At 58.5% G+C, this 26818-nt stretch carries 32 protein-coding genes and 3 pseudogenes; 19 read left to right on the forward strand and 16 right to left on the reverse strand.

All coding sequences use genetic code 11. From position 1 onward, the window contains the following. The first annotated feature begins 243 nt into the window (after positions 1–243). The 3 genes from dmeR (at position 244) to bla (ending at position 2635) form a co-directional block, all read left to right on the forward strand. Positions 244–516 (forward strand): Ni(II)/Co(II)-sensing transcriptional repressor DmeR, encoded by a 273-nt coding sequence (gene dmeR, locus PY650_RS01500; RefSeq protein WP_285877313.1) that lies wholly within the window; start codon positions 244–246, stop codon positions 514–516. Between the two features lie 36 nt (positions 517–552). Further along, a complete protein-coding gene (dmeF, locus tag PY650_RS01505; RefSeq protein WP_285877314.1) occupies positions 553–1524 on the forward strand; it encodes a CDF family Co(II)/Ni(II) efflux transporter DmeF in 972 nt (323 codons plus the stop codon). 85 nt (positions 1525–1609) lie between these two features. Continuing rightward, the gene (gene bla / locus PY650_RS01510; RefSeq protein WP_285877315.1) at positions 1610–2635 is read left to right on the forward strand and encodes a class A beta-lactamase; all 1026 of its coding nucleotides are present in this window, start codon (positions 1610–1612) and stop codon (positions 2633–2635) included. 53 nt (positions 2636–2688) lie between these two features. Here bla and PY650_RS01515 read toward each other — a convergent pair whose 3' ends face one another. From PY650_RS01515 to PY650_RS01525, 3 genes are all read right to left on the reverse strand, one after another. Beyond that, positions 2689–2955, reverse strand: coding sequence for a hypothetical protein (locus PY650_RS01515; protein ID WP_285877316.1), 267 nt, complete (start codon positions 2953–2955; stop codon positions 2689–2691). A 57-nt stretch (positions 2956–3012) separates the two neighbouring features. Next, positions 3013–3246, reverse strand: coding sequence for a hypothetical protein (locus PY650_RS01520; protein ID WP_285877317.1), 234 nt, complete (start codon positions 3244–3246; stop codon positions 3013–3015). A 73-nt stretch (positions 3247–3319) separates the two neighbouring features. Continuing rightward, the gene (locus tag PY650_RS01525) at positions 3320–4828 is read right to left on the reverse strand and encodes a protein adenylyltransferase SelO (protein ID WP_285877318.1); all 1509 of its coding nucleotides are present in this window, start codon (positions 4826–4828) and stop codon (positions 3320–3322) included. A gap of 107 nt (positions 4829–4935) precedes the next feature. On the opposite strand from PY650_RS01525, the gene PY650_RS37095 reads away from it, so the two are divergent. Both PY650_RS37095 and PY650_RS01535 read left to right on the forward strand, forming a co-directional pair. Continuing rightward, the gene (locus PY650_RS37095) at positions 4936–5055 is read left to right on the forward strand and encodes a ribbon-helix-helix domain-containing protein (protein WP_349644471.1); all 120 of its coding nucleotides are present in this window, start codon (positions 4936–4938) and stop codon (positions 5053–5055) included. 144 nt (positions 5056–5199) lie between these two features. Beyond that, entirely contained in the window at positions 5200–5514 is a 315-nt protein-coding gene (locus tag PY650_RS01535; protein WP_285877319.1) for a hypothetical protein, read from the forward strand. Here the strand turns inward: PY650_RS01535 and PY650_RS01540 are convergent. Both PY650_RS01540 and PY650_RS01545 read right to left on the reverse strand, forming a co-directional pair. After that, positions 5511–6029 carry a DUF1697 domain-containing protein gene (locus PY650_RS01540; RefSeq protein WP_285877320.1) on the reverse strand — a complete coding sequence of 173 codons (519 nt, stop codon included), beginning with the start codon at positions 6027–6029 and terminating at the stop codon, positions 5511–5513. The two genes, PY650_RS01535 and PY650_RS01540, sit on opposite strands and share 4 nt — an antisense overlap. A 20-nt stretch (positions 6030–6049) precedes the next feature. Next, the gene (locus PY650_RS01545; protein WP_285877321.1) at positions 6050–8143 is read right to left on the reverse strand and encodes a S9 family peptidase; all 2094 of its coding nucleotides are present in this window, start codon (positions 8141–8143) and stop codon (positions 6050–6052) included. Positions 8144–8619: 476 nt separating this feature from the next. Here PY650_RS01545 and PY650_RS01550 point away from each other — a divergent pair, with 476 nt between their 5' ends. After that, positions 8620–8961, forward strand: a complete 342-nt coding sequence (locus tag PY650_RS01550) for a DUF930 domain-containing protein (protein ID WP_285877322.1) — start codon at positions 8620–8622, stop codon at positions 8959–8961. 5 nt (positions 8962–8966) lie between these two features. Here the strand turns inward: PY650_RS01550 and PY650_RS01555 are convergent, their stop codons facing one another. Next, positions 8967–9299, reverse strand: a complete 333-nt coding sequence (locus tag PY650_RS01555) for a chaperone modulator CbpM (RefSeq protein ID WP_285877323.1) — start codon at positions 9297–9299, stop codon at positions 8967–8969. A 3-nt stretch (positions 9300–9302) separates the two neighbouring features. Beyond that, positions 9303–10214 carry a DnaJ C-terminal domain-containing protein gene (locus PY650_RS01560; RefSeq protein ID WP_285877324.1) on the reverse strand — a complete coding sequence of 304 codons (912 nt, stop codon included), beginning with the start codon at positions 10212–10214 and terminating at the stop codon, positions 9303–9305. A 269-nt stretch (positions 10215–10483) separates the two neighbouring features. On the opposite strand from PY650_RS01560, the gene PY650_RS01565 reads away from it, so the two are divergent. Beyond that, positions 10484–11278 carry a polysaccharide deacetylase family protein gene (locus PY650_RS01565; RefSeq protein WP_285877325.1) on the forward strand — a complete coding sequence of 265 codons (795 nt, stop codon included), beginning with the start codon at positions 10484–10486 and terminating at the stop codon, positions 11276–11278. A 64-nt stretch (positions 11279–11342) separates the two neighbouring features. Here PY650_RS01565 and PY650_RS01570 read toward each other — a convergent pair whose 3' ends face one another. Together PY650_RS01570 and PY650_RS01575 are read right to left on the reverse strand one after the other, a co-directional pair. Next, positions 11343–12515, reverse strand: a complete 1173-nt coding sequence (locus tag PY650_RS01570; protein WP_285877561.1) for an AI-2E family transporter — start codon at positions 12513–12515, stop codon at positions 11343–11345. Positions 12516–12617: 102 nt separating this feature from the next. Then, positions 12618–13484 (reverse strand): VOC family protein, encoded by an 867-nt coding sequence (locus PY650_RS01575; RefSeq protein ID WP_285877326.1) that lies wholly within the window; start codon positions 13482–13484, stop codon positions 12618–12620. A 329-nt stretch (positions 13485–13813) separates the two neighbouring features. On the opposite strand from PY650_RS01575, the gene trhA reads away from it, so the two are divergent. Beyond that, the gene (trhA, locus tag PY650_RS01580; RefSeq protein WP_285877327.1) at positions 13814–14482 is read left to right on the forward strand and encodes a PAQR family membrane homeostasis protein TrhA; all 669 of its coding nucleotides are present in this window, start codon (positions 13814–13816) and stop codon (positions 14480–14482) included. Here trhA and PY650_RS01585 read toward each other — a convergent pair. Further along, positions 14457–14972, reverse strand: a complete 516-nt coding sequence (locus PY650_RS01585; protein ID WP_285877328.1) for a hypothetical protein — start codon at positions 14970–14972, stop codon at positions 14457–14459. The genes trhA and PY650_RS01585 overlap by 26 nt on opposite strands. A 205-nt stretch (positions 14973–15177) precedes the next feature. On the opposite strand from PY650_RS01585, the gene PY650_RS01590 reads away from it, so the two are divergent. From PY650_RS01590 to PY650_RS01615, 6 genes and pseudogenes are all read left to right on the forward strand, one after another. Next, entirely contained in the window at positions 15178–15678 is a 501-nt protein-coding gene (locus tag PY650_RS01590) for a GNAT family N-acetyltransferase (protein ID WP_285877329.1), read from the forward strand. Between the two features lie 85 nt (positions 15679–15763). Further along, positions 15764–16861: an NAD(P)/FAD-dependent oxidoreductase gene (locus PY650_RS01595; protein WP_285877330.1), complete on the forward strand. Its 1098-nt coding sequence runs from the start codon at positions 15764–15766 to the stop codon at positions 16859–16861. Between the two features lie 191 nt (positions 16862–17052). Then, the gene (locus PY650_RS01600; protein WP_285877331.1) at positions 17053–17757 is read left to right on the forward strand and encodes a proton-conducting transporter transmembrane domain-containing protein; all 705 of its coding nucleotides are present in this window, start codon (positions 17053–17055) and stop codon (positions 17755–17757) included. Between the two features lie 22 nt (positions 17758–17779). Then, a complete protein-coding gene (locus tag PY650_RS01605) occupies positions 17780–17878 on the forward strand; it encodes a hypothetical protein (RefSeq protein ID WP_285877332.1) in 99 nt (32 codons plus the stop codon). A 164-nt stretch (positions 17879–18042) separates the two neighbouring features. Further along, a pseudogene (locus PY650_RS01610) lies at positions 18043–18192 on the forward strand (monovalent cation/H(+) antiporter subunit G); the annotation flags it as partial. 532 nt (positions 18193–18724) lie between these two features. Continuing rightward, the gene (locus PY650_RS01615) at positions 18725–19156 is read left to right on the forward strand and encodes a Ros/MucR family transcriptional regulator (protein ID WP_104822432.1); all 432 of its coding nucleotides are present in this window, start codon (positions 18725–18727) and stop codon (positions 19154–19156) included. Positions 19157–19236: 80 nt separating this feature from the next. On the opposite strand, the gene PY650_RS01620 is transcribed toward PY650_RS01615, so the two are convergent. Together PY650_RS01620 and PY650_RS01625 are read right to left on the reverse strand one after the other, a co-directional pair. Beyond that, positions 19237–19659, reverse strand: a complete 423-nt coding sequence (locus PY650_RS01620; RefSeq protein ID WP_285877333.1) for a SufE family protein — start codon at positions 19657–19659, stop codon at positions 19237–19239. 132 nt (positions 19660–19791) lie between these two features. Continuing rightward, on the reverse strand, positions 19792–20265 hold the full coding sequence (locus PY650_RS01625) for a DUF5330 domain-containing protein (RefSeq protein ID WP_285877334.1): 474 nt from the start codon (positions 20263–20265) through the stop codon (positions 19792–19794). Positions 20266–20736: 471 nt separating this feature from the next. On the opposite strand from PY650_RS01625, the gene PY650_RS01630 reads away from it, so the two are divergent. From PY650_RS01630 to PY650_RS01645, 4 genes and pseudogenes are all read left to right on the forward strand, one after another. Then, the gene (locus PY650_RS01630) at positions 20737–22272 is read left to right on the forward strand and encodes a sensor histidine kinase (protein WP_285877562.1); all 1536 of its coding nucleotides are present in this window, start codon (positions 20737–20739) and stop codon (positions 22270–22272) included. After that, positions 22244–22915 (forward strand): annotated as a pseudogene (locus PY650_RS01635) (peptidoglycan-binding domain-containing protein); the annotation flags it as partial. The gene PY650_RS01630 and the pseudogene PY650_RS01635, both read left to right, overlap by 29 nt. Before the next feature lie 225 nt (positions 22916–23140). Further along, positions 23141–23311 (forward strand): annotated as a pseudogene (locus PY650_RS01640) (peptidoglycan-binding domain-containing protein); the annotation flags it as partial. A 50-nt stretch (positions 23312–23361) separates the two neighbouring features. Further along, positions 23362–23718 carry a DUF1491 family protein gene (locus PY650_RS01645; protein ID WP_285877335.1) on the forward strand — a complete coding sequence of 119 codons (357 nt, stop codon included), beginning with the start codon at positions 23362–23364 and terminating at the stop codon, positions 23716–23718. Between the two features lie 23 nt (positions 23719–23741). Here PY650_RS01645 and PY650_RS01650 read toward each other — a convergent pair whose 3' ends face one another. The 4 genes from PY650_RS01650 to PY650_RS01665 all read right to left on the reverse strand — a co-directional run bounded on the left by PY650_RS01650 (position 23742) and on the right by PY650_RS01665 (position 25984). Beyond that, positions 23742–24011 carry a GFA family protein gene (locus PY650_RS01650; protein WP_285877336.1) on the reverse strand — a complete coding sequence of 90 codons (270 nt, stop codon included), beginning with the start codon at positions 24009–24011 and terminating at the stop codon, positions 23742–23744. A 15-nt stretch (positions 24012–24026) separates the two neighbouring features. Further along, positions 24027–24176 (reverse strand): GFA family protein, encoded by a 150-nt coding sequence (locus tag PY650_RS01655; protein WP_349644472.1) that lies wholly within the window; start codon positions 24174–24176, stop codon positions 24027–24029. A 180-nt stretch (positions 24177–24356) separates the two neighbouring features. Then, entirely contained in the window at positions 24357–25394 is a 1038-nt protein-coding gene (locus PY650_RS01660; RefSeq protein WP_432761478.1) for a DUF2336 domain-containing protein, read from the reverse strand. A 383-nt stretch (positions 25395–25777) separates the two neighbouring features. Further along, positions 25778–25984: a hypothetical protein gene (locus PY650_RS01665; protein WP_285877339.1), complete on the reverse strand. Its 207-nt coding sequence runs from the start codon at positions 25982–25984 to the stop codon at positions 25778–25780. A gap of 535 nt (positions 25985–26519) precedes the next feature. Between PY650_RS01665 and PY650_RS01670 the strand changes: the two genes are divergently transcribed. Beyond that, positions 26520–26687: a hypothetical protein gene (locus PY650_RS01670; protein ID WP_285877340.1), complete on the forward strand. Its 168-nt coding sequence runs from the start codon at positions 26520–26522 to the stop codon at positions 26685–26687. Positions 26688–26818 lie beyond the last annotated feature (131 nt).

Consider the following 26818-nt stretch of genomic DNA (forward strand, 5'->3'; position numbering starts at 1 on the left):
CGTGATAAGCGAAACCATCAGAAAGCTCCAAAACAGAGCTCCCTAAAGAATCCATATCACATCAAACCGCCACACCTTTTTTCAAATGCGATTCCCCTGTCCATGCCCTCGCTCGCGCACGCCTTGATCCGACAATCAGGGTAACGACCACGCGTCAGTCAACCGCACCTGCGCATCGCACAGCGCGGGTTTTCTCTCGACCGAAAATATAGTATACCCCCCTATATTATATGTGAGGCCGATATGTCCCATACCATTCGTGAGCAAGCCAAGCTTCTTTCCCGGGTTCGTCGCCTCAAAGGGCAGATGGAGGCGGTGGAGAGAGCGTTGGATGCCGAGCGGCCCTGTGGGGAGATCTTACAGCTCCTCTCTTCCATCCGCGGCGCCCTGGCGGGACTGACCGGCGAGATATTGGAAGATCATCTGCAGGAGCATGTGCTCCAAGCCGAAACCGAGTCGGCTCGCCGCCAGGCGGTCGATGAAATATCCGATGTGCTGAAGACCTATCTGCGCTGATCAAGGCCTTGGCAAGTCCAACGGGAGACCGACCTCATGAGTACTTCTTCGGATGCGTTGATGCATAGTCACGTATTTTTGGGCGCCGATCACAGCCGGAATGAACGCCGCGTCTGGCTGGTCATTGCGCTGACGACAGTGATGATGGTGATCGAAATCGGCACCGGCACGCTATACGGCTCTATGGCGTTGGTTGCCGATGGTTGGCACATGTCGACGCATGCCAGCGCTATGCTGATTTCCGCCTTGGCCTATCTCTATGCCCGTCGCCATGCACATAATTCGCGCTTCACCTTCGGCACAGGCAAACTCGGCGATCTCGCAGGCTTCGCCAGCGCCATCATCCTCGCCATGATCGCGCTGTTGATGGGATGGGAAAGCCTGCTGCGATTGCAAAATCCGGTGGCGATCAATTTCCGCGAGGCGATTGCGATTGCGGCGGTTGGCCTCGTCGTCAATCTTGTCAGCGCCTGGCTGCTGCGGGACGATCATGATCATCACCATCATGGGCATTCCCACGGGCACGGACATGATCATCACCATGCCCACAACCATCACCATGACCATGGTCACGGCGGCAAGGATAATAATCTACGCTCCGCCTATGTCCATGTCATCGCCGACGCCATGACCTCGGTTCTAGCTATTGTCGCTCTTCTGCTCGGTAGCCGCTTCGGCTGGATTTTTCTCGATCCGCTCATGGGCATTGTCGGAGGCCTGGTGATCTTGCAATGGTCTTTGAGCCTGTTGCGTTACTCGGGTGCAATCCTGCTCGACTTCATCCCGCCGGGCGAGGACTTACCGGATGAGATCCGAGAGGTCATCGAAACGGGTGCCGACCGCATCACCGATCTGCATGTCTGGCAGGTCGGTCCAGGTCATCATGCGGCGATCGTCGCCGTGGTAACACCGGAGCCGCGCGATGCCGCCTTCTATAAAGCGCGGCTGGTCGGCATCCACGAATTGTCGCATGTCACAGTTGAAGTCACGACCATAAAAGCAGCATAAGGTCGGCTGGAAGCTGGGCGCGTCCGAGGCTTGCCATATTCCTCGCGTAGTTCAGAATCCGCTTGATTCTGCTGGAGGCTTCCGCATGCCCATACTGCTTACCCGCCGCCGCCTCTTGGCAGGCTCAGTGCCGCTTTTTCCTGTTCTGACATTTGCGCCAAAAGCTCTCTTTGCGCAGGGCGCCAGCGCCAGCAAAAGCCCCAACGCTACCACCCCGCCGCCCGATGCATCCGATACTCGGGATAAATCCGATGCACCCGACAACAATCAGGACATGGAAGACGACCAGGGTCCCGATGATTCTCAATTGACGGATGATGCCGACAAGCAATTGGCGGATCTCGAAAAGAAAACGGGTGGTCGCCTCGGTGTTTCGGTGCTGGATACGGAAACAAACATTTCGCTCGGCCAACGCGAAGCGGAGAGGTTTCCATTGTGCAGCACCTATAAGGCGCTCGCCGTTGGTTACGTGCTGGCCCGTGTCGATCAGGGTGTCGAGAAGCTCGACCGCCGTGTCACTTTCGACAAGGGCGCAGTTGTCACCTATTCGCCGGAGACCGAAAAGCACGCCGGCACGGACGGCATGACGATCGCCCAGCTTTGTGGGGCCGCAATTACACTGAGCGACAATACAGCCGGCAATCTGCTGCTGGACAGCTTCGGGGGACCGTCAGCGCTGACGGCATGGCTACGCACGATCGGCGACACAGAAACTCGGCTCGATCGCAAAGAGCCCGATGTCAATCAAGCAATCAAGGGCGATCCGCGCGACACCACGACGCCCGATTCCATGCTGGATACGATCGGGCTTTTGACGTTCGGCAATACCTTGTCAGAGACTTCGCGCGACCAGTTGTCGAACTGGCTGGTCAACAACACCACCGGGAATGCACGCCTGCGCGCCGGCGTGCCGAAGGAATGGAAGGTTGGCGACAAGACCGGCACCGGTCAGAATGGCTCCTATGCTGACGTCGCAGTCATCTGGCCGACTGACCGTGGCCCGATCCTCGTCACCACCTATGTCGCCGAAGCAACCGCACCCGCAAAGGATATCGAGGCAGTCTTCGCCGAAGTCGCCAAGATTATCGTGGGCATGGTGGGGACAAAATAGTAGCGTCTTGAAATGTGAACAATAAAATCAAGGCGATTCGATCTGGATGTGAATCAGGATCGTATCGCCTTGATGTCGTTTCGAGGAAGCTCAAGCGATGGATAGGCAGCGGCGGTGCTGTCCGCTTCGCCGCCGCCGTCGGCCTGATTATTTCCGCCGAGCTGCTGCTTGATCTCAGCGGTGATCTGATCGTTGATTGCCTTCTGCTCAGCTGGTGGCAGATTCTTGAGAGAATCTTCCGTCAGATTGTATTTTTCGAGATATTGGGCGCGGATTTTTTCAGCAGGTGTCATGTGTGCCCACTTGGCAAATTCGTCCAAGATATCCTGGCCGGATGTATCGCTCGACGAAACCGAACTATTGATACTAGGAGCCGATCAGCTGTTCTGATCGACGTCGGATGTGGAAGGCGCCGTTTGTCCGCTCTGGCTGAGCCAAAAGACCGATGAAATGGAGGAGGGGACGCCACTAGACGTAAGTGACGGCGCCTGCTTCTGCTGGTTGTCGCTGTAATCGGGTAGCATGAATGGCGTACTGTCGTCAGAATCCGTATCCTGCTGGCTCTTTATCGGGCTGCTGAAAAAACTCTGGGTGCTGTGATGAACTTTCATCGTCATGTCTCCCTTTAGGTTGGCGCGACGATGACTCTGTAAGCCTGTCCGGAGCTTGTGTGCTAAGGCTCTCTTATGTTCCGCAGAAGGTGTGCACCACCCGCTCCGCCGGCTGTGGCGGATCGGCATAGGGCGCGAAGGCCGGCTGGTCCTCATATGGCTTGGCAAGCACGGTGAGCAGCGCCTCAAAGAGTGAAAAATCGCCATCTTCGACCGCCGCTTCGATCGCTTGCTCGATTCGATGGTTGCGCGGAATGAAAGCCGGATTCACTTGCCGCATCGCGCGCGTACGGTCAATGGGAAATTGCGGTTCACGTTTGACCCGTTCCCGCCAACGCGCCAGCCATGGCGCAGCGGAATCCGGATCCTTGAAACTGGCGGCAAAAGTGGCTTCGCTGTCGTCAGTTTCAGCAAGGTCGGAGAGCCGTCGGAAAGTCAGCGTGAAATCCGCCTCCTGTTGTTGCATCAGCGCGAGCAGCGCCTGGATGAGATCGAGATCGTCGCCTTCTTCGGTCGCAAGGCCGAGCTTGGCGCGCATGCCGACAAGCCAGTCGGTTTGGAAACGCTCGCCGTAGGCCTTGATCACTGCGTTCGCCAGGTCAACGGCCGTGTCCAACGACGGGTCGATCAACGACAGCAGCGTTTCTCCCAGCCGGGCAATGTTCCATTGGCCGATCGCCGGTTGGTTCGCATAGGCGTAACGACCATGATGATCGATCGAGGAAAAAACGGTCGCCGAATGGTAGGTGTCCACGAAGGCGCAAGGGCCGTAGTCGATCGTCTCGCCGGAAATGGTCATATTGTCGGTATTCATCACGCCATGGATGAAACCGATATGCAGCCAGCGGGCGATCAGGGCCGCTTGTCGATCGGCAACAGCCTCCAGCAACGCGAGATAGCGGTTCCCTCTGTCCTTGATTTCCGGATAATGCCGGTCGACGACATAGTCGGCGAGGATGCGCAGGCTGTCCTTATCGCCGCGCGCGGCGAAGTACTGGAAAGTGCCGACTCGGATATGGCTTGCGGCGACGCGGGTGAAGATCGCACCCGGCAGCACTTCTTCACGATAGACGGGCTCGCCTGTGGTCACCGCCGCCAGTGCTCGTGTCGTCGGAATGCCGAGCGCATGCATGGCTTCGCTGACGATATATTCGCGCAACACCGGCCCGAGTGCGGCTCGCCCGTCACCACGTCGCGAAAACGGCGTGGGTCCGGAACCCTTGAGCTGGATATCGCGACGCCTGCCGCGGTCGTCGACGACTTCGCCGAGCAGGATCGCCCGGCCATCCCCGAGCTGCGGCACGAAACCGCCGAACTGGTGGCCGGCATAGGCCATCGCGATCGGCTGGGAACCCGGCAGGAGCTTGTTGCCGGAAAAGATTGCTGCTCCATCCCGTTCCAACGCATCGGCGTCCAACCCGAGATCGCGTGCCAAGGTAGTATTGAATTTGATCAAGCGCGGCGCTGCGACCGGCACAGGCACCTGTTCCACAAAAAACTGTGGCGGCAGCTGCACATAGCTATTGTCAAACAGTATCGGCAGCGCATTGAACACTGCCTTGTCGTGAAGGGGTGAGCTCATAGGCTTAAGGTAGGACTGGCGAGGGTGCGGCGCAAGGCTCGTGAGAATTAGGATGATATCCTACGTTATCCCGCCAATGAGTTGGGCCAATGATTTGAGAATGCGACATGAATGAAAAATTGAGCGTCACACTTCCAAGCGAAATGGTGGCTGCGATCAAAAGTCGCGTCGACGCCGGAGCTTACGCCTCCACGAGAAAGGTCCTTCGCGCAGCAATGCGGCTTTAGCTGCGGGAGGAAGCGGAATACGAAGAAAGGATCGCCGCGATCCGGGCGCGGGCAAAAGCCTCACTGGGCGATCCGAGGCCCAATTTGACTGGGGAAGACGTCAAGGAACTGCTTGGTGCGTTTTTTGAAAAGCACCGCTGACCCATGGAGCGACAAACTGTCCAATGCCGTTCGGAAGCAGTTGAAAACCTTGTCGACATCGCCGCTTGTGTGCTGCAGCAAAGCCAGAATATCCAGACGAGCGAAGGATATGTAGATCGTATCTGCAGGCGCCGCGAAAAGTTTGGCGATGCCCTGTTTGGCGGGGTCGCCGCGACGATTGGGGCCTGGAATTCGCATGGCCGTCTTCGAGAAGAGCATCGTTACGTTATTCTCTACATAGTCGAAGGTTCTGCGGTCTGTATCACCGATATACTTTCCGGTAGCTGCGACTACGAAACCCTTCTGACGCGCCCTTAGCCTTCCATCTCCCGTGCCATCTCCACCAGCTTTCGCAGCGTATTGAGGTTCCGCGACGTTCCCACCTTCAGTGCCGGCAGCTTCAATTTCGAGCGCCCGGAGCCGTCGGGATAATGAACGTAGATTTCTTTACCCGCGATATGCACCTCTTCGCCGCCGGGCGCGACCAACTTGTCCAGCGCATCCGCCGGTGGATGCTCCGGAAGGAAGTTCACGAGCAGATAGTTCGGCTTGGCATGCGGGAAGGGCGAGCCTTCTGCGGCGGCCTCAAGCTCTTTGCGGCTGCGCAGGATCACGCCCGGTGATTTGCCCATCTTGAGCGTCAGCGCTTCTTCCAGATTCTTCTGAACCGCCGCCTTGTCCTTATCACAGCGGAAAAGCACGTTGCCGCTTTGGATATAGGTCTTCACGTCGGTAAAGCCGATCTCCTCGCAAAGTGCCTTCAAATCCGCCATCGACAGCGTGCCGGTGCCGCCGACGTTGACGGCACGCAGCAGGGCCACGTAGACCGGCATGGGCTCCTCCCAAACTTTCACTAGATCTTCCCACCGACCTTGATGGCGAAGCTATATTCGAAGGCGATTTCCTCCAGACGCTGGAAGCGGCCCGAGGCGCCGCCGTGGCCGGCATCCATGTTGGTTTTCAGGAGGATAGGGGCATCGCCGGTGGTCTTCTCACGCAGCTTGGCCACCCATTTTGCGGGTTCCCAATAGGTGACGCGCGGATCGGTCAGGCCGCCCAGTGCCAGGATCGGAGGGTAGGGCTTTTCGCCGACATTGTCATAGGGGCTGTAGGCGGCGATCTGGTCATACTCTTCCTTGCTGTCGATCGGATTGCCCCATTCCGGCCATTCCGGCGGTGTCAGCGGCAGGGTGTCGTCCAGCATGGTGTTGAGGACGTCGACGAAGGGCACGGCGGCGATAATGCCGGCGAATTTCTCCGGCGCCATGTTGGCGACGGCGCCCATCAGCATCCCGCCGGCTGAGCCGCCCTCGGCGATGATCTTCGCGTGGGAGGTGAATTTCTCCTCGTTCAAATAGTCGGCTGCGGCGATGAAATCTTTGAAGGTATTGGTCTTCTTGTCCATCTTGCCGTCTTCGTACCAGGCAAAACCCTTGTCCTTGCCGCCGCGGATATGGGCGATGGCATAGACGAAGCCACGATCGGCGAGCGACAGGCAATTGGTGTTGAACCCAGCGGGAATGGTGATGCCATAAGCGCCGTAGCCGTAGAGCAGACACGGTGCGGAGCCGTCGAGCGGTGTAGCCTTGCGATAGAGTAGGGTCACCGGCACCTGTTCGCCGTCCCAGGCGGGAGCGAAGACGCGGCGCGTGACATAGTCATCCGGATTGTGACCAGACGGAACCTCCTGCGTCTTCAACAGAGTGCGCTCGCGCGTCACCATGTTGTAGTCGTAGAGCTGGCTCGGCGTCGTCATCGAGGAATAGGAAAAGCGGATGACATCGGTGTCATATTCGGCGGCGCCCTGCAGACCGAGCGAATAGGCCTCTTCATCGAAGGCGATGGCGTGTTCTTCGCCGGATCGGCGATCGCGGATGATGATCCTCGGCAAGCCGTCCTTGCGCTCCAGCCATATGAGATGGCGGGCAAAGGCCATGTGATTGAGGATCAGCGTGCCGGGCTTGTGTGCCACGACATCGCGCCAGTTCTCCTTGCCCGGATTGTCGACCGGCGTTTCCATGATCTTGAAATCCTTGGCGTCGCCGTCATTGGTGAGAATGTAGAAGACATCGCCGCCTTCCGCCATTTCATACTCGATGCCGGTATCGCGCGCGGCCACCAGCTTCGGCTCGGCCATGAGATCCGAGGTCGGAATAATGCGGTATTCGCTGGTCTCGTGATCGTGGATGTCGATGAAGATGTAGTCATCCAGCAAGGAACCACCAACACCCATAAAGAAGCCGGAATCTTCTTCCTCGTAGACTAGACGGTCTTCCGACTGCAGCGTGCCGATGATGTGATGGAAGATCTTCGATGGGCGATGGTTCTCGTCCTGGAGTGTATAGAAGAAGCTCTTGCCGTCGGGTGCCCAGACACCGCCGCCGCCGGTATTCTCGATCACGTCGGCGAGGTCTTCGCCGGTATCAAGGTTGCGGACCTTCAGCGTGAAATATTCAGAGCCCTTGTCGTCATAGCCCCAGATGCCGTGGCTATGGTCGGTGGAATGGTCGATGCCGGATAGCCGGAAATAGGACTTCCCCTCGTTTTCCTTGTCGCCGTTCAGAAGCAGCTTGCGTTCGCCGCCGTTGCGTGCCTCGCGGAAATAGTGCGGCTGCTCGCCACCGGTGACGTAGAGCGTGCCGTAGGCATAGGGGCCGTCTTTGACGGGCACAGAGCTGTCATCCTCCTTGATGCGACCCTTCATTTCGGCAAAAAGTACCTTCTGCAGCTCTTTCGTATCCGCCATCGCTGCGGTCATATAGGCGTTCTCGGCCTCCAGATGCGCGCGAATTTCCGGATCGAGGATCGAAGTGTCCTTGAACATCGCCTGCCAATTATCGGCGCGCAGCCAGGCATAATCGTCACTGCGGCTGATGCCGTGGCGCGTGTCGGTGATCGGCTTTTTCGCAGCGGCGGGCGGGGTGGGGAGGTTCTTGAATGAAGACACGAGAAGGCTTTCTCCGGGATGAAAGTCGGAAATGAGGTGAAGAAGAGATAGAGGGCGCTCGCGTGGGGTTCAAGCGGCAAGTGTCCGCTCGAGCCTCAGGCAAGCGGATGACGCCAAGTTCCAATCGAGCTGTTAAAGGCACTAAAGCCCGCTTGGAGCGCCATGTGTTCATTCGAACGCACGAGGGACGTTCCGACTTCTTGAATCCGAAACATCCCCGCTCGCTTTCATCTCATTCCATTTGAAAGTGAGCGCTCCTTTGATGCGACCACATTCTTTAACGAAGTCCGCTTAGCATTGCGCCGAGAACGAGGGCGGCTCGGGTCGCTTTCCCTGGTGGAGCAGACGCCGCCTAAAGCATGTCGCCGCGGTTTTGCGACAACGACATGCGCAAAAACAAGAGCCCAAAGCGCAAGGAGCGAATCTCAGAGATCGCGAGGCGCTTTAGCCCGGAAATAACCAAGGGACCGGTATTCATGCTGAAATTCATTGCCATTCTTGTGCCATTGGTCTCCGTCGCGACTACCGCTTTCGCCGTCGATCCGACCATGAAAAAGCAATTGCAAAAGCTCGACCCGTCCGAGCGGATGGAGCAAAGCTGCGATGCTGAGGCTATGAAACGTATCAGCACAGAGAAGATCGGCTTCAAACCGGATAAGGTGATCGCCTATACGTTCAGCGACCCGGATATGACGCCGGATTCGATGAATGCTCCCGGTGCAGTCTTTCGCAGCAAGCGAGATTCGTACCATCTCTCCTATAAGTGCGGCGACAAAGTGCCGCGCGGCAGCTGGCAGAAATATTATCTCTACGACTGATGCCTTCAGCGCCGGCTTTGGCGCTCCAGTCGATAGAGTTCGGAGAGTATATGCTCCTGTACATCGGGGTTCTGGTGACAGACTGCGTCCGTCAGGTCGCGTAGCGTCGCCCGGAGCCCATGCAGCTGATCCACCAGATCCATGACCAGATCGACGCCCGCCTCATTGACGCCCATTGCGTTGACGAGGTCCAGGATCAGCTTTCCGCGCGCCAGGTCCGCATCGCGAAAATGCGGGCCGCCGTCTGTGGTTTCTGGAACGAGCCAGCCCTGCTTGATCCAGATCTGAAGGACGGTGTCGTCGATCTCAAGGCGCAAACGAAATTCGCTTTCATTCATCGCTCAGCCTCCCATGGTCTTTCTGGGATCATGCGCTTTGCCGGCCCGCCATTCGGAAACGAAGTTTGCAAGCTCGGCATCCGGTGCGTCCGGCAAGACGATCTTCAGCGAAACATAGGCGTCGCCGCTTTCTTTGCCACGCTTTGGCACTCCCTTGCCCTTCAGCCGCAAGACCTTGCCGGTGTTGGAGTTCGGTTGAAGCGTGACGGTGACCGGGCCGGAGGGCGTGGGCACACGGATCTTGCCGCCGAGCACCGCCTCCGCAAGGGAAATCGGTAATTCCAGCCTTATATCGTCGCCGTCGCGAACGAAGAAGCGGTGGGGGCGGACACGTATCTCGATCAGGGCATCACCATGCGCACCACCACCAAAGCCCGGATCGCCCTTGCCGCGCAGGCGCAGCGTCTGCCCGTCACGGGTTCCCGGCGGTATCTGTACGTCGAGTGCCGGTCCGTCCGGCAGACTGATCTGTTTTTTCGCGCCGTTGATGGCGTCGAGAAAATCGACCTCCATGGAATAGTGGCGATCCTGACCCTGCATTTCTGACTGGCCTCGGCTGCGACGTGAGAAAAAGCTGGAAAGTATATCGTCGGCATCGCCGAAGTCGGCGAATCCACCGGCGTTGCGGTACGGGCCACGCTGGCCTTCGGTCGTCGCATAGTCGCGATAATAGCTGCGTGGCGGCTGCTCCGCACCGCTGCTGTCGATTTCGCCACGGTCGAAGCGACCACGCTTGTCCTCGTCGCCAAGGATGCCATAGGCCGCGGAGACTTCCTTGAACTTGTCCTCGGCCTGTTTGTCGCCGGGGTTGAGATCGGGATGAAGTTTTTTCGCAAGCCTGCGATAGGCGCTTTGAATGTCTTTTTGCGGGGCGTCCCGCTTTACGCCCAGAATGTCATAGGGATCACGGCTCATAGATATTTCCCTTTGGGAGCACAGAAAAATATGCAGATAGTGATGGGCTGGCTTTGCATCAATCGTAACATAAATAATAGCACGCCATGGGCGCGACTGCCGCAGAATGACCGATGGCGCATTTGTGATGGGCAATAAGCGGCGTTGCGGCCAGATTGCCATATTTCCGTCGCCTTGCCGGACGATTGCGGGCATGGCGGTAGGGCCATGGCAATTTTACGCTCTTTCCGCCAGACTTCATTTCATTCGATCCGACCGTTGGCTGCCTGATGAACCGTTTTCTATTGACGTCCGCATTCGTGCTCGCTGCCGTTCCGGCGGCTTTTGCCGCCGAATCCGTGGCCAAGCCCGTTGTGTGGCCGCAGCTTCCGCCGAAGGCACCGGTTTCAAACGTCAAGTTGGTCGAGCCCCATTTGCACGTCACCCGCGCCGGCAAAGGCGCGCCGCGTATCGCCCTGACCTTTGACGCCTGCATGGGCAAGACCGATCCGCGCATCCTCAACACATTGGTAGATCAACACATCCCGGCGACGATCTTCGTCACCGCCCGCTGGCTGCGGACTAACCCGGAAACGCTCGCCGTGTTCCTTGCTCATCCCGACATCTTCGAACTTGAGGATCATGGCCAGAATCATATTCCGGCGGTCGACATCCCGACCAAGGTCTATGGCATTCCGGCGGCAGGATCGCCACAGGCGGTCGCGCAGGAAGTCAAAGGCGGCTCCGATGCCATGATTGCCGCCGGCATTCCGCAGCCGCATTGGTTCCGGGGCGCCACGGCCAAATATAGCCTCTCTGCCATCGCCCAGATTCGCGGCATGGGCTACCGCATCGCCGGCTATTCGGTGAACGGCGACAGTGGCTCCCTGCTGCCGGCCAAGATGGTGGAAAAGCAGTATGCTGCCGCCAAGGATGGCGATGTCATCATCTCGCATATCAACCAGCCGACCCACGCCGCGGGCGAAGGCGTGGCCGCAAGCATTTTGGCGTTGAAGGCCAAGGGTGTGCAGTTCGTCCGCCTGCAGGATATCCCCGAGCAGGGCGATGACGATACGACGAACTGAGCCGGGCTGGATGCTCTCGTGGCGGAGGCATTCATCAGGCGACAACAACCCTTAGCTGACGTCCTCACTGGGGCAGTTGCGGCTGCGCCTTTTCTTCGAAGAACAGCTCGTTGATCACGGTCATGACGATCAGCGAGAGCGGCAGGGCGAGCATGGCCCCGACGGCGCCCCACATCCAGGTCCAGAAGATGATGGCAATGAAGACGACGAAGGGATTGAGCTCCCACTGCCGGCCCATGACCGCTGGAAAAACTAGGTTCTCCACGGCGAGATGGACGCAGAAGAAGGCGATGGCGGGGGCGAGCCCGGGGACGATATCGTCATGGGTGATGATGCCGGCGATCGCCAGTGCCGCTGTTATCGTCGCGATGCCGACGAAAGGAACGAAGCTGGAGAGAAAGGCAAAGATGCCCCAAAGGATCGGCACGCTCATACCGCTGACATAGACGATGGCCGTCATCACGACGCCGATGCCAGCATAGATCAGCGCGGCGGTCGCAAAGTAGAAGCCAAGCATCTGCTCCACGGCATTGATGACGCGGATCGCCGTCAGTCGCGATGTTCTGGTGGAGAAAGTCATAATGATCGTTTTGCGCAGACTGATGCGGCCGGCGAGGAATAGCATCAACGCCGCGAAAAAGACAAGGCCTTGGACAATGGCGGGCGTCAGGCTGTTGGCGAGGACATGCAGCACATTGCCGGCATTTTCAAGCAGCACATTGATCGACATCGGCCCGCTTTCAAAGGTTTGCGGTGTGATGTGTAACCATTTGATCCCCTCGAGATAGGGCATCAGTCGATCGACGGTGCGTTGGAACACGTCGGGCCCTTCATGCGCGAGCGTCGCCATCGGTCCGGCGAGCGAATTAATGATCAGGAAGATGACCAGCGCCACCGCTGATGACAAGAGAACGGCGTTGAGGATGCGCGGCACGCCAAGCTTGCTGAGCCTTTCCGCGACCAGCCCGAGGATCATGCCGACGACGACGGCTAGCGTCAGCGGGATGAGGATGATCGACATCATGTAGACGCCCGCCAGCGCCAGGGCGAGGAAGATGCCGATGACAGCCCAGGCAGACGCAACATCGAGCCCGTCCTTCTCGATCCGCTTTGAGGGTGCGGTACTATCCATTTGTTCGGTATCTGCCCGCAACGCGTCTACCCAGGCACTGGAGCGCCCTTCGCGCGCCAACGTCAATCTGCGCGTCTGTTTGCGTATGCCGTTGGCGATATCCATGCCGGACATGTCCCGGAACCCCGTTGCCTCGGTATGCAAACGCGGGAGGTCCGTGCTGGTTCCGGACCGGACCTTTGACATCGTAAGTTAGGGGATACGCGATCAGCCGATCAGATTCAGCCCAATGCCCCAGGGATCGCGCAGCGAAAGGCCACCGTCGCGCCTTTCCGTTTTGATCTCGTGAGCGGCCAGTGCTGCCACTGCCTTGTCGAGCGCGTCCCTGTCGTTAAAACGCAGCGTGTAGTCGGAAAGGCCGGTCATATGTTCGGAACGGACACCGGCGCCGCGGCTGTTCCAGGTGTTGGCGCCGAGATGATGGTGATAGCCGCCGGTTGCGAGGAAGGTTGCACCGGGATAGCGAGCTGCCATCACCTTCATTCCCAGCACATCGCGATAAAAGGCATTTGCCTCCGCGACATCGCCGACCTGCAAATGGATGTGGCCGATCGCCGAACCTTCGGCCATGCCGTCCCAGCGGTCCTGCGGCGCACTTTCGTATAGCTTCTGCAAATCGAGCCTGAGCGTCGCCATCTCAACCGTACCGTCGCCATGGAATTTCCACTGTTCATGCGGCCGGTCTGCGTAGATCTCGATGCCATTGCCCTCGGGGTCGGAAAGATAGATCGCTTCGCTGACGACGTGGTCGGAAGCGCCTTCGAGGGCGACGTTATTATGCGCCGCGTGCCGCAGCCAACGGGCAAGCTCGACGCGATCAGGCATCAGAAAGGCGGTGTGAAACAGGCCGGCCGCCGTCAGCGGCGCGCGCACGGCCGCGCGATCCGTCGTCAGCGTCAGCAGCGGCAAGCCGGCAACGCCCAGCACCTCGCCGCTCTCGGTCTTCTCGATGACCTTCAGGCCCAGTATGTCCTGATAAAAGCGCGACACCACCGCCAGGTCGGTGACGACAAGATGCGACTGCCCGACATAGGCGGGACGCGTCAGCGCGTAGGAGTGAGCGGTTTCGGTCATGGGAGTGTTCGAACCTCGATGTTGTGGGAGAGAGCAACCGGCGTGGGCGACGAAAACACCGCCGATAGCAGGTCCTAAGAGCTTTCGCCGGTTGGTGCACCTCTTTAGATCCTCTGGCCTGCTGTACTTAATTTTAGATATGGCGGATTTTGATTGTTCACAGAAGACTAGAAATTGCGGATTGAGCGTTCGCTACGCGTTGACAGCAGGCTTCTCGAGCGGCCTCACCATTTACGAAGATTTACCCGTATGCTCGTTTGGGGCGGTTGCCTCGGTCGCTGTGAGATGCGACGATCAACCCTTGTGTCGACCAATTGGGACACGTATGCATGGCCGAGTTCGGGGGCATCCGTTGGGCTTATGACCGATATGAAGTGATCGTTGACAGCATCGTCAACGGCGTCGGCGTCGTCTTTGCTCTCATCGGCGCGACCGTGTTGATCTTCTATGCGACGGTGTGGAGCTCTTATGGCGAGATTGCCGCGGCCTGGATCTATGGCGTCGGCCTTGTCCTAACGCTGGCGATGTCTTTCGCCTACAATCTTTGGCCGGTGTCGCAAACAAAGTGGTTTCTGCGACGTTTCGATCATTCCGCAATCTTCGTGCTGATCGCCGCCACCTATACGCCATTCCTGGAGCGTGGCGCGGATGATCCGCTCCTCTTTGCCATGCTGATCGCCATCTGGGTCTTCGCCGCCTTCGGCATTGCGCTGAAATGCATTTTTCCGGGGCGGCACGACCGGCTGGCGATCTTGCTTTATCTCGCCATGGGCTGGAGCGGCGTGTTGGTGGCCAGGGATGTTTCCTCGCATATACCGTTCGCCTCGATGCTGCTGATCTTGATTGGCGGCATCATCTATTCGCTTGGCGTAGTCTTCCATATCTGGGAGAAGCTGCGTTTCCAGAACGCCATTTGGCACGGCTTCGTCATTACCGCCGCCGCCGTGCATTATTCAGCGGTGCTGACCTGTTTCAGCCTGTCACCGGAAAACTTTTGACAATTTGGGTCGTCGACACACATTTCTTCGTCGGGCGCAGGCTGCGCACAAGTCGCATGACGACGGCGTCATAGCGCTGCATGGTCGTCTTCGGATAATCCATCTGGAAAAAGGCGGCGCCGCCATTGCACAGCGCCACGCCACGCACGTAGACGATGCGGCCCTGCTTGGTGCCCGAGAAGCTGATGCCATGCGAGTTCGATTTCGAATAGGAGATCTGCCAGCCGTCATCCTTGGCGCGCGCCATGCGGGTATTCGCTTCCGTTGAAAAGTCGCCATCGAGGATGTTGGTGCCGAAAACCAGCAGCCGTGCGGACTGATCGGCCGGCGTCAAGGTCAGTCCGTCGCCATTGTCGGGACGGGCCGAAAGGCGGAATTCCGACGGCAGTTCGATCGCATAGCCAAACCGCGCATTCTCATAGGACCACCAGTCGGCGGCCTGCGCCGGCGTGATAGAAATGAGCAGGAAGGCAGTCAGGCGGGCGAGCATTGCGGTTTCCGGGAGGCGGGATCTGCAAACCAGCTAGGAATAGCGCAGTTTCCAGCAAAAATTCCATAGTGATTCTGAGAATGATAATAAAATAGCTTCAATTCGTTACGGTTTGATTGCGAGCCATGCAGGAATGGCAGATTTACTTCACCCATATGGCGGAGTATGCCGCGATCATATCTTAAAATAATCGGAAAACGGGATTATGGACCAAGCCGTACTGCTTCGCGATGCCACCGAGGCTGATCTGCCTGCGATTTGCGAGATTTATAACCACGCGGTCGTGCACACGACCGCGATTTGGAATGACACGCTGGTTGACGTCGACAACCGCGTGGAGTGGCTTAAAGCGCGCAAGGCGAAAGGCTTTCCGGTCATCGTCGCGGAAAAGGACGGCAAGGTCGCCGGCTACGCCTCCTACGGCGATTGGCGCGCTTTCGAGGGCTACCGCCATACCGTCGAAAACTCCGTCTATGTCGACAAGGACCAGCGCGGTCTCGGCATTGGCGAAGGTTTGCTGCGTGAACTTGTCGCCCGTGCTGCCGCGGGCAATGTCCACATCATGATCGCTGCCATCGAGACCGGCAACGCTACCTCCATTCGTCTGCATGAAAAGCTCGGCTTCCGCGTCGTCGGTCAGTTTTCGGAAGTTGGTACAAAGTTCGGTCGCTGGCTGGATCTGACCTGCATGGAACTGCGTATCTAGTTCGCTAGTCATTCCCGCGTCATACCCTGACGCTATCCAAACGATGGTAGATCTGAAACGTGATTTTCATCGCGGGTATCCTCCGTTGCATCTTCTGAAAATGCAGATAGCCGTCATCGGCGCAGGGATTGTCGGGGCATCGATTGCCTATCATCTGGCACGCCGCGGAGCGCGGGTGCGTTTGTTCGATGAAGGTCCGGCGCCTGCTGCAGGCGTTACCGGCAAGGCATTTGGCTGGGTCAATCTCATCAACGGCGATCCAACGACGAATTATGGAAATTACCGCATCAGGCGCGAGGCGATCAGCGAATATCAACGTTTAAAGGTCGCTCTTCCGGAGGCATTGCAGCATGCGCGCTCCGGTTCGCTGACCTGGCGTGCGACAGCCGCGGAGACGGAGGCGCTGGTACAAGAACATCAGGCTGCGGGCGCAACGGTCGAGTTGGTTGACGCCAAGACGATCGCCTGGTGGGAGCCGGAACTTCGCGATGTGCCGGAATGCGCAGCGTTTTCTCCCGACGATCTGGCGCTGGATCCGACGCAGCTCACGCAGACATTTGTGCGTGCGGCGATTGCTTTCGGAGCCACGGCGCATTTCGATCAGAAGATTATCGCTCTCGAAACGTCCGACGGTCGGATCGCCGGTGTGCGCACGGCAGAGCAAGGCGTTTCGGCTGAAGTCGTCGTCCTGGCCATTGGCACATCGGTCGACATGCTGATCTCTTCGTTCGGATTGGCGATCGGCGTCGAAAGCTCGCCCGCCGTGCTACTGCAATTTTCCGCCGACCGGCCCTTCCTCAATCACATTCTCCGCGGCCCCGATTTGGAACTTCGCCAGCGGCCCGACCATTCGTTGCTATCCGCCGCAAGCTACGGCGGCGATTCCGAGGACAGCAGGCCGGTGGCCATCGGATATCGCTTGCTAGATGCGATGAGACGAAAGCTCGCTTTGCCGGACGGTGTCGAATTGCAGCAGGCAGTCATTGGCCATCGTCCGGTGTTCGCCGATGGGTTTCCGAGGCTTGGCTTTCTGCCAGGCGCCGAGGGCATCTATGTCGCCGTCGCCCACCCAGGCATCATTCTAGCGCCCTTGCTCGGCCGGCTGGCGATGGAAGAGATCATCGAGGGACAGCGATCGACGCTGGTTCCCGGATTTGACGTGGCCGCTTTTCCCGCCAGCTAATCGGTTGCCCTATTTTTCCGCCTCAAACACCATGGCATGACCATCCGGCTCTGATGTCGAAAAAGCAATTCCAGTGGTTTACCCTCCGGTTTATCTCGCGCAGGGCTTGAGACAATTCAGCCTTTAGCCTATCCCAATTATGGACTTTCGGCTTGGCCGGATTCCGTGTGATCGTCCAGCGGGGAGGAGACATGGAAAGCGTCACCGGCCTGACATTCCTGGCATTGTGTCTGCCCCTCCTCGGTGCGATCACCGTGCCCACCACCGTCCGCTATCTCGGCCACAATGCTGCCTGGCCCCTTTCGCTTTTTCCGGCACTCGCCTTTCTGCATTTCTTGGGCTTTCTACCCACCATTGCCGCCGGCCATAATGTCCAGGAAGGCCTCCATTGGGTGCCGAGTTTGAACTTGCGCTTTTCCTGGCTGCTCGATGGCTTGTCACTTACATTTGCGCTGATGATCACCGGCATTGGTACACTGATCGTCCATTATGCAGGCGGTTACCTGAACCGGCATGCCGACCAGAGCCGCTTTTTCTCCTTCATCTTCCTGTTCATGGGCTCGATGCTTGGCCTTGTCGCGTCGGACAGTTTCCTGACGCTGTTCGTTTTCTGGGAGTTGACCTTAATCGCCTCTTTCCTGCTGATCGGGTTCACCAGCGCGAGGCCGCGCGGCGCGCTGCCCTGCAGGCGCTTGCCGTCACCGGCGGAGGAGGGCTGCCAGCTGCTCGCAGGTCTGTCACTGATCTGGCAGGTCACCGGTGCCGCGGACATGTCCAGCCTATTGAGGGCCGGCGGGGCGCTACGCGAAAGCCCGGTTTATCTCGCCACGCTTGTCCTGATACTCGGTGGCGCCTTTACCAAGTCTGCGCAGTTCCTTTCGATTTCTGGCTGCTAAATGCCATGGAGGCGCGACGCCCGTGTCGGCCTATCTGCATTCCGCAACGATGGTGAAGGCCGGTGTCTATCTCTTGATGCGGCTTAATTTAGCGATGGGCGCACAAGAGCTTGGGAGATGATCCTGCCGGTTTTCGGTGGCGTGACATTGCTGGTCGGGACGTTGCCGCCATCCGCCAGACCGACTTGAAGCTGATGCTCACCTATTCGACGGCCTCCTCTCTCGGTTTGCTGGTCGTGCTTATCGGCTTCGGCTCCGATCATGCGGCGGGGGCACCGGCGGTTTTTTGTTTTCTTCGTTCTGACCGCGCTGATTTCGGCCCATCTTTTGGCACGCGCCGCCCACAAATCCAGCCAACGGCTGTCTCCGCCATCGGTGCGCGACGATCTCTTGAGGGACGAGATCAAGCGACGTTCTTTCGAAATTAAAAGCTAACAAACGTGTGGATTGCTAGAAAAGTGAATACAAATTCTGCCCGTTAGTTACCTATTTTTAATAGATGAGAATTTTACAAAGAAATGATAGAATTAAAAACTGGACATTTGGATAAAGAGTGGTAATCCAGATTCAAGTAGAGTTTTGATGTTGAGTTAGTCTCAGCCGGCTTTAAGTGCCCAATGTTTTGATCTTTCTTTTGAAGAACGGCGGGTAAAACTTTCTTCTGGTTAAGGATTGGCGGACCTACCTCCGTCGTCGCTGATTCTACATCAAGCGGTATAAGAACGGGTTTCGTCGTACAAAGTCTAGGGGTGGATTTTGTGTCGCGGGCAATATGGCATGAAATGCCCCGTTTTTTGCTGATGGCTGCTACGAATATGGGCAAAGCCGTTCACGCGGAATGTCCATCGCATATCCCTGGAAGCGGAACAGTTTTCAAAAGGATCATGCGAAAACGTTAAAGCAATGCTGTGTTGCGTGCTCTGTAGGGGCGTGGCGCAGTGGGCAAGCCGATGAACAGGAGAACAAAATGACAGATACGGCCCTTGGCAATGGCCAGGATTTGCTGGTTGAGCTAACCGCCGACATCGTGGCGGCTTACGTCAGCAATCATGTAGTCCCGGTCAGCGACCTTCCGAATCTGATTTCCGACGTACATTCCGCCTTGAGCAACACCTCGGCTCCGGCTCCGGCCGTCACCGTGGTGGAAAAGCAGAAGCCGGCCGTATCCGTTCGTAAATCGGTACAGGACGATCAAATCACCTGCCTGGAATGCGGCGGCAGCTTCAAGTCGTTGAAGCGCCACCTGATGACTCATCATAGTCTTTCGCCTGAAGAATACCGTGAAAAGTGGGATCTGGCGGCCGACTACCCGATGGTTGCGCCCGCCTACGCCGAAGCCCGTTCGCGTCTCGCGAAGGAAATGGGTCTCGGCCAGCGCCGCAAGCGCGGTAGTCGCTGAGGTTCCCGAACCCGTCGATGCCATCGACAAAAGAAACCCGGCTTTCGAGCCGGGTTTTTGCTGTAGGCGCGCGGCAAAATCTATGCCGTCGCCCGCACTCTCGCCTCTTCGCGAATACGCTTGATCATCGAGCGCAAGCCGTTGGCGCGCTGCGAGGAAAGATGTTCGACGAGGCCGATCTTGCCAAAGACGTCAAGAGCATCGAGCGCGGCGATCTCGGAAGCACGCTTCCCGGAATAAGTGGCGAGCACGATGGCCACCAGGCCACGCACGATATGCGCATCCGAATCACCCTCGAAGGCCAGTATCGGATTTTCCGGGTCGCCGGCGGCGTGAGTAACGAGCCAGACCTGACTGGCGCAGCCCTGTACTTTGTTTTCCAGCGTGCGTTTCTCTTCCGGCAGATCCGGCAATTCCTTGCCGAGCTCGATCACATAGCGATAGCGATCCTCCCAGTCGTCCAGGAAGGAAAAATCCTCAATGATCTGCTCAAGCGTCGCCATCATGCCGGTCCAATTGTCTATCTCTTTGGATATAGGGGAAATGGCCGGTGATTTGAACCCATGACAAAAAAGAACGCCGTGAGCGATGGCAAGCTCACGACGCATAAGGAGAGGCATCGATGCAGGTGGAGATCAGGTTCTGGGCTTCGGCAGCGGTACTGGAATATAAGATGGCAGCTTGACCGTGCCGGTGACGACCGCATCGGCGGTCTCCGTGTTGATCGGGCGCCTGGCGGGCATCGGCTGTGCTTCGGCTGCCGCCTTTTCACGGCTGACGGAGGCCGGCGCAGGCTGAACGGCCAGTGCCTGCTCGCTCGACTTGTCGTTCTTAAAATGCTGGCCCAAGAGATCGTAGGCGACGCGGGCGCCGTCGCGAGCCTGATAGCTTAGCGCAGTGAGCGTTTCGCCGCCCTTCAGGCAGACGTCGGGCTTTTCCGTGCACATGGCTCCGACATATTGCACAATACCAGTCGCCGCAGACAAAGCATCGGAAACTTCTACCTTAGGCTCGTCAGCCGACCGTGGAGCGCCCTCTGGCTTGGCGAAAATCGGCAGAAACATGAGAACCAGCGAAAACCAGAACCCTGCTCTAATGAGAAACCACATTGCCTTGCCCATCCTCTATGTCGCTCGGTCTTGTCGCCGATTCGAACTCGTCTATCTGATGTTGCTCAGACCCTACCTCGGCAGAGGACAACAGCGCTTTTCAAAACTTGGATGTATTTTCGGCAAATTTGATTCAAATTGTAGCTTTCGCCATTTCAAGCGTATTTGCATAGAATTGTAGCGATTGCTGTTAAGTATGTCTCGGCCGATCTGCCTGATATCCAGGGATTTGCGGACATCGGCCACCGCGCAAAGGTTAACGTGTAACGGAAATCTAAATAAAATCCGCTGCTTACCCGCCGTTAACCACAAAAGTCAAAGGTCTCGCCATGTGCGCCAAAACGAGATTTTCGGGCTTTTTGGACTGATCCGTAGGGCCGTTCTTTATTCTTTCCTTAAGTCGCCGAGGCCTATTGTGCGGTTAAATAAGTGACCGTTTGTACGGGTTTTGGTGTGCGCGTATTGAGTAACATGGCTGGCAGGGCTGGAGCCTTCGTGGACCGGGCAGGCGGAAGCTGGCTTTCCCGTACAAGCGGGAACGGCGAGGTCCGTGGACAGGAATTGGCGATCCTTCGCCGGCTCGTGCTTGCCTCGTCCGCGGCCCTTGTCGTTGTTCCGATGGGGCTCTCCTTCATCACCAGTCCTGCCGTGGCGCTACCGGTTGGCGTTGCCACCGTCTGCGCAGGCTTCCTGTTTTCCGCCGTCGGCAGCATCGCTTTGTCGCGCCAGCGCCCTGCCTGCGGGCCGGTCGAAGCCGTCGTCGTCGAACATCGTGATCTCATGCTGGAGGCGGCTCGCGGTCTCGTGCTTCTGTTCGACTCGCAGGGTAACGTCACCGCCGCCGGCGGCCGCGACCGGGCCGACTTCTTGAGCTGGATGCGCGACCCCTCCGGCCGCGGCTTTGTCGAGCAGGTGCACGTCTCTGACCGCATCCTCTTCCTGCAGGCCGTCGATACGCTTCGCCAGGGCCGCGATGCGCTTGACGTCAACCTGCGTTTGGAACGCTCGGCCGTTGTCGAGGGCAACGACCAGTTCGTCCATATCTGCATGGAAATGAGTGCGCGCCGCGACAGCGAAGGTCGGTTGACCGGGATCGTCAGCCAGTCGCGCGATATTTCCTATGATCGGCAACTTCGCGAGGAGGCCGCCCGCAAGGCGGCGGAAGCTGAATCGGCCAATGATGCCAAGTCGCGCTTCCTCGCCGCAGTCAGCCATGAGCTGCGCACGCCGCTCAACGCTATCCTCGGGTTTTCCGACATCCTCAGCGGCGAATATTTCGGCAAGCTCGAGAATAATCGCCAACGGGAATATGTCGGCCTCATCCGTCAGTCCGGCGCGCATCTGCTCTCGGTCGTCAACACCATGCTTGACATGAGCAAGATTGAAGCTGGCCGTTACGAACTTCTGCTCGAGCCTTTCCCGATTGAGACTTGCATCGGTGCTTGCGAAGCCATGCTGGCTCTGCAGGCAAAGGAAAAAGGACTGACGTTGACGAGCCGTGTGCAGCGTGGCCTCGGTGATATCGTCGCCGATCAGCGCGCCATCCAACAGATTCTCATCAATCTCGTCGGCAATGCCATCAAGTTTACCGATGCCGGCGGCGCCATCACCATCGATGCGGCGATGACCGACCGGATGCTGAAGCTTTCGGTCAGCGACACCGGCATCGGCATAGCTAGTGAGCGACTCGCCTCGCTGGGTCAGCCATTCGTGCAGATCCAGAACGATTATACCCGCCGCTACGCCGGCACCGGGCTTGGCCTGTCGCTGGTCAAGGGGCTGGTGGCGCTGCATGGCGGCAGCTTTGCCATCGCCAGCGCGCCGGGCGAGGGCACGGCGATAACGATCCTCATCCCGTTCGACGGTTCTGGCGCTGTGGCGATACAGCCGCCTGTGGATGTCAGCCGCACAGTCGATTTTCCGCCGCGTCTGAAACATAATCTGGAGATGAACGAGAAGCAAAAAGAGGAAGAGGTTAATGGCCCCGCAAAAGCGAAAATCGCCTAAGGGAAAGGGCAGGGGCAGGCGCAAGCAGCCCGGCCTTGCTTCCCGGGGGGCGGTTGCCGTCGGCAGCCTCGGCCTGCGCGGTGCTGGCGCGTTGGGGGGCCTCGGTGTACGCGGTGCGGGTGCGCTGGCCGGCGTGTTTGGCGGCGCCGTCGGCCGGCATCCGGCGATTGCTGGCGGTATCGCGATCTTTTTCACGGTTTTCGGTTTCGTGACGACCAATGCGCTCTGGTATCAGACGGGCACGCACCCGTCGCCGCTGCTGCGCACGCGCGATCCCAAGTTTCCCTATCAGATCCCCGGCCGCAAACCCTTCTTGCATGCGCAACAATCCGATGCCGGCAACGTCACCACCTTCCGCATCGAGCGGCAGGACTCGACGGCGGCAAATGCCGCCCCGTCCAATCTGCAGGCGGCTCCTCCCGCCGAAACGGTTCAAACCGCCAGCCTGCCGGCAACACAGGCGCCGGCCGCGCCGACATCAGCGCCATCGAAGCTGGTTGCCGACGTGCAGGTCGAACTGGTTCGCCGCGGCCTTTATGACGGCGCGGCGGACGGTGTCATCGGATCGCGCACGACCGCAGCCATCCTGTTCTTCCAGGAAGCGTCCGGACTGGCACAGACCGGCGTGGTAAGCCCGGAGCTGCTGGCCGCGCTTAAGGCTAGTGATGCGGGCGCCGGTGCCCACACCACCTCCAAGACGACGGTTGCGGCTGTTCCGGCGGACCGGCCCGTCAATGCCTCGGCCAACGCTTCCGCCATTGATCCCGTCGCCGCCGCCATTCGGAGCGCCGAGAAAGATATCAAGACGAGCGCTGCGCCCAAGAGCGCGCCAAGCGATGCGGTCAACACCGTCAACATGGTGATGCAGATCCAGAAGGGTTTGAGCAATATCGCCTATAGCAATGTCAGCGTCGACGGTGTTGCCGGCGAACAGACCAAGGCCGCCATCCGCCGCTTCCAGAAGCACTACCGGCTGCCGGAAACCGGCGAGCCCGACATGGCGGTCCTGAAGAAACTGCAGGATATCGGGGCGCTTTAATCTTCTCCCGTTGGTTGCCTCGTCCTCGACTGGCCGCTATAGCTCTGCCCATGAGATTGCGCAGCGACATCTTCGTTTCCGCCTTGACCCGCCGTCTTTTTGCGCGCGGCGATTTCGCCGCCGTCGAACACAAGGGCGCGGAGGAGGCCGGGGCGATCTTCATCCGCCAGCGTTTTCGCGATGGCCTGGAAACGCTCTATGCCCCCGCTCCGCAAAGCTTCTTCGATCAAGAGGAAAGCGGGACGCGCCTGTTCGAGGTTCGCATGAACCGCCGGGAACCCGAAGATGTCAGGCAGATGCTCGACCGCGAGCTGAAATTCGATCCCGATCTCTGGATCATCGAGCTGGAAACGGACGATATAGGCGATATCGTGCCTATGGCCGAGCAGCGCAGCAATCCTCTTTGACAAAGAGATAGCCCTGTCGGCGGTCAGGGCAGGCGATCCGTTAAAACTGTTCCTGGCGGCCACTCGTCGGTGTCATGGTCGGGGTGCTGCCGGTTCGATGCGATGATGCGGGGCAGGTACCCATTCGGATCAACGGCATAGGTGGGATGATCTCCCGGGAGTTCAGGCAAGCTGGAATACCACGAGACCCTGCTCTCGTTGCCGAATTGAACAACGGGTGGCACCCGATCGGGCTGGTCGAAGGTTCCCACGAGAATGCCTATGTCCTCGAATTCCGGGTATTCGAAAATCATGGGCGTGCCGCAATCTCAGCAAAACCCACGCCGTGCCAAAGTGGAACTCTGAAACCAGGAAAACGCACCGCGCGTCACCCGAAACGCCGTCTTCCTGACAGGGCAGATGATGGCGAACGGCCCGCCGACCGCTTTCTGGCACATTCGGCAGTGGCACACGTGCACGTTTTAAGGTGGGAAGTCGCAGGCAAATCGAATGGCGCCGCATTGGCAGCCGCCGGTCAAAGAATGGGCAGTCGCATCATGGTTCATGTCATTGTCCGCGTGTATGGATCGGCGGGCTTTCGATCAGGCTGCGTTCTTAGCAGGTAGCGGAAATAGGCAACACGTCAAGAACGAATGAAGTCACCGTGACCGGCTGACGACACGCAACTCGCGGATCGGACTTGCCTTGTTGCCGAAAAGCGGCGCGCCGGAGCGCGGCGCGGGCTTCTGTTCCGGCGGCAGATAGGTGTAGCTGTCGGCGCGGCGCCAGGCTTCGACACGAGCCCGACTTTCCTCGGCATCGATGCTGTCGAGCACCAGCCATGCACGGCTGATGCTGCCATGCTGTTCGGCCAAATGCGGATAGAATCGCTCCAACACATAGACGGCGTCGGCAAATCCCATGCCGAGGCTGACGAGTGTTACCGCAAGTTGCTGGCCTGACGTGTCGATCATGATGCGCTCCGCAAGCCAGCGGCTGGAGGAGAGGGCGTCGGCAAGCGTGGTGGCAAATTGCTGCGCCTCGCGCTCACGGGCAAAACGCACCAGCAACGCTTCCTGTACGGGCGAAAGGCTGCGCAGACCCAAACGGTCACTGTCGTTGCGGCCGAGATGGCGGGCGATCTGTTTGATCTTCTGCCGCAGGGCTTCCTCGCGGGCGAGGCGCTCGGCATCCGCTGTGTTCGGTTCGAGCTGTGGGGTCGGAGCGGAGACGCCCAACAAGGTCTCCGATAGGGTCATGCCGCGCTCCGGCTCGGACTGGTGCAGGCTGACGAGGGCGTCGATGACCTTGGGAGACAACGACGGACGACGGACGATCGCTTTTGCGTGCGCGGCGCCCTGGGTGCGGGCGATGGTGATCAGCGTATCGTCGTCGATCGCTTGCGAAGTTGCTAGAAACGGAGCGGCGATCGCAATCGGCTGGCAGCCGATGAAGAGAGCAACGGCCGGCGGCACCGTCGGGCATTGCGAGAGTGCGGCGACTGCCTGGCGTTTTGCCTCCTCGGAGGAGGCCTGGAAGAGAGGGGTAAAGAGTTCGGCAAACTGGCGAAGCTCCGATTTCGACGGATGTGTCAGGCCCTCGAAACTGGTGACCGTCGCCATCAGAACCACATCTTTCTTACGCACAGTCGCAGGCTCTTCAAGGTCTCGAAACCGGTCACGCACGCCAACACCCATACTGATACGCGAAACAAAAAAGACGGGAGCCTGATCGGCAAAACCGTGCGGCGCTGCGTCCTTCTTTGGCCGAGCCGGATCGCGCTCTGGTTCATACGGGCGCAAGCGGCGGTGGCTGTCGAAACGGGCGTGGACACGGTCGTCCTGATCTGGCTTTTTGGGAAGAGTAAGGGGCGCAGGGTTAACGGTTGGTGAAAACTTTATTAAAATCCAAATAAAAATTGCGCGTTAAGCTTGCGCCGAAAGAGCCGGAGAATTTTCGTCGAATTCGGTGTGCCTGCGGGCACTCGAGAGTTGTGGCGACTGTTTCACCGCCGAGCGCTGACTATCCCGTTCAACCTATAAGAGCTTCGAGGGTTTATTCTTCGGGTGGCGGCAGGAACTCAGATCCCTTTATGCTCCCGCAGCGCCGCCAGCAGCTTGTCGGCGGTGTTGTATCCGGATTGAAAGAGGCCGATCGCTGCCGTTGCCGCGAACTGGGCCTCGGTGCTTTTGATATCTATCCGCTTCTCTAAACACCATTTGTCCAGCGCACCACGCAGGACCGTGATGTCCTCCGGGGAGAAGAAGGAATTGGCCGTCGCAGACATTGCCCGCCCTCTGTTGCGCTCGATACAATACGTTAAATTTTCGTTGCCGCAAATAATATTTGCGTGACACTTTTCTGCAACGCGTGGGCTTGAGCGGCGATTCGCAGATAATGGCTTTTCTGTGCCTAAGAACATGATTTCGCGATGTTTTATGAGCAAAATGATCTTTGCGATTTTTACATCGCATATGAAACCAAATCCGCCCTCTCAGCGTTACATGATCACGGTGCCGCGAACGCTTGGGGAGAGCTCAAGCGAGGTACGGCAATGCTTAGCATTCTGTTAACTACAGTATGTCTCAATTCGGGTGAAAGCAGCGATTTGCAGTGCTTAGTCGCATGATTGTTCGCATGGTCGCCACAGTTGGGCGTCCATGTCACGGTGTTTGAGCAATGCCGTGAGAATGGCGTGAATGCCCTTTTGTCGGAGTCGCAGGAGGCGGCAAGGACTGAAGGGAGCGCCAGCCCGCCTGAATCGCGGGCAGGGTGAAATTAGTCGCAAGTTCATCCGTCTCGGGCCGCAAATGGAGACGAGAATGGCAGAGATCATATCCCTGTTGGACCGAAGGTCGCAGTTACCGCCGCGGGCCCAAAAGGAGCCGGTCGAGGCGAAGATTCTTCTGTTCACCGGCGTGCGCTACGAGCGCCTTGACGTCAGCTCTCATCGCCCGGGAACGGGACCGAAGCGGGCGAAGCGTAAATAGTCCGGCAAGATGCTGGCGAGAAGCGCCGGCGCTACGCCGTTTACGTGTTTTCAGTATCGTGGCATGCGCCACGATACTCCTGAGGTCGGACCGCCTGTTCTAACCGTCCTGGTCCCCAGCTTTTCAGCCAA

The sequence above is a fragment of the Martinezella calliandrae genome (assembly GCF_030272695.1).
Lineage (GTDB): Bacteria > Pseudomonadota > Alphaproteobacteria > Rhizobiales > Rhizobiaceae > Rhizobium > Rhizobium calliandrae.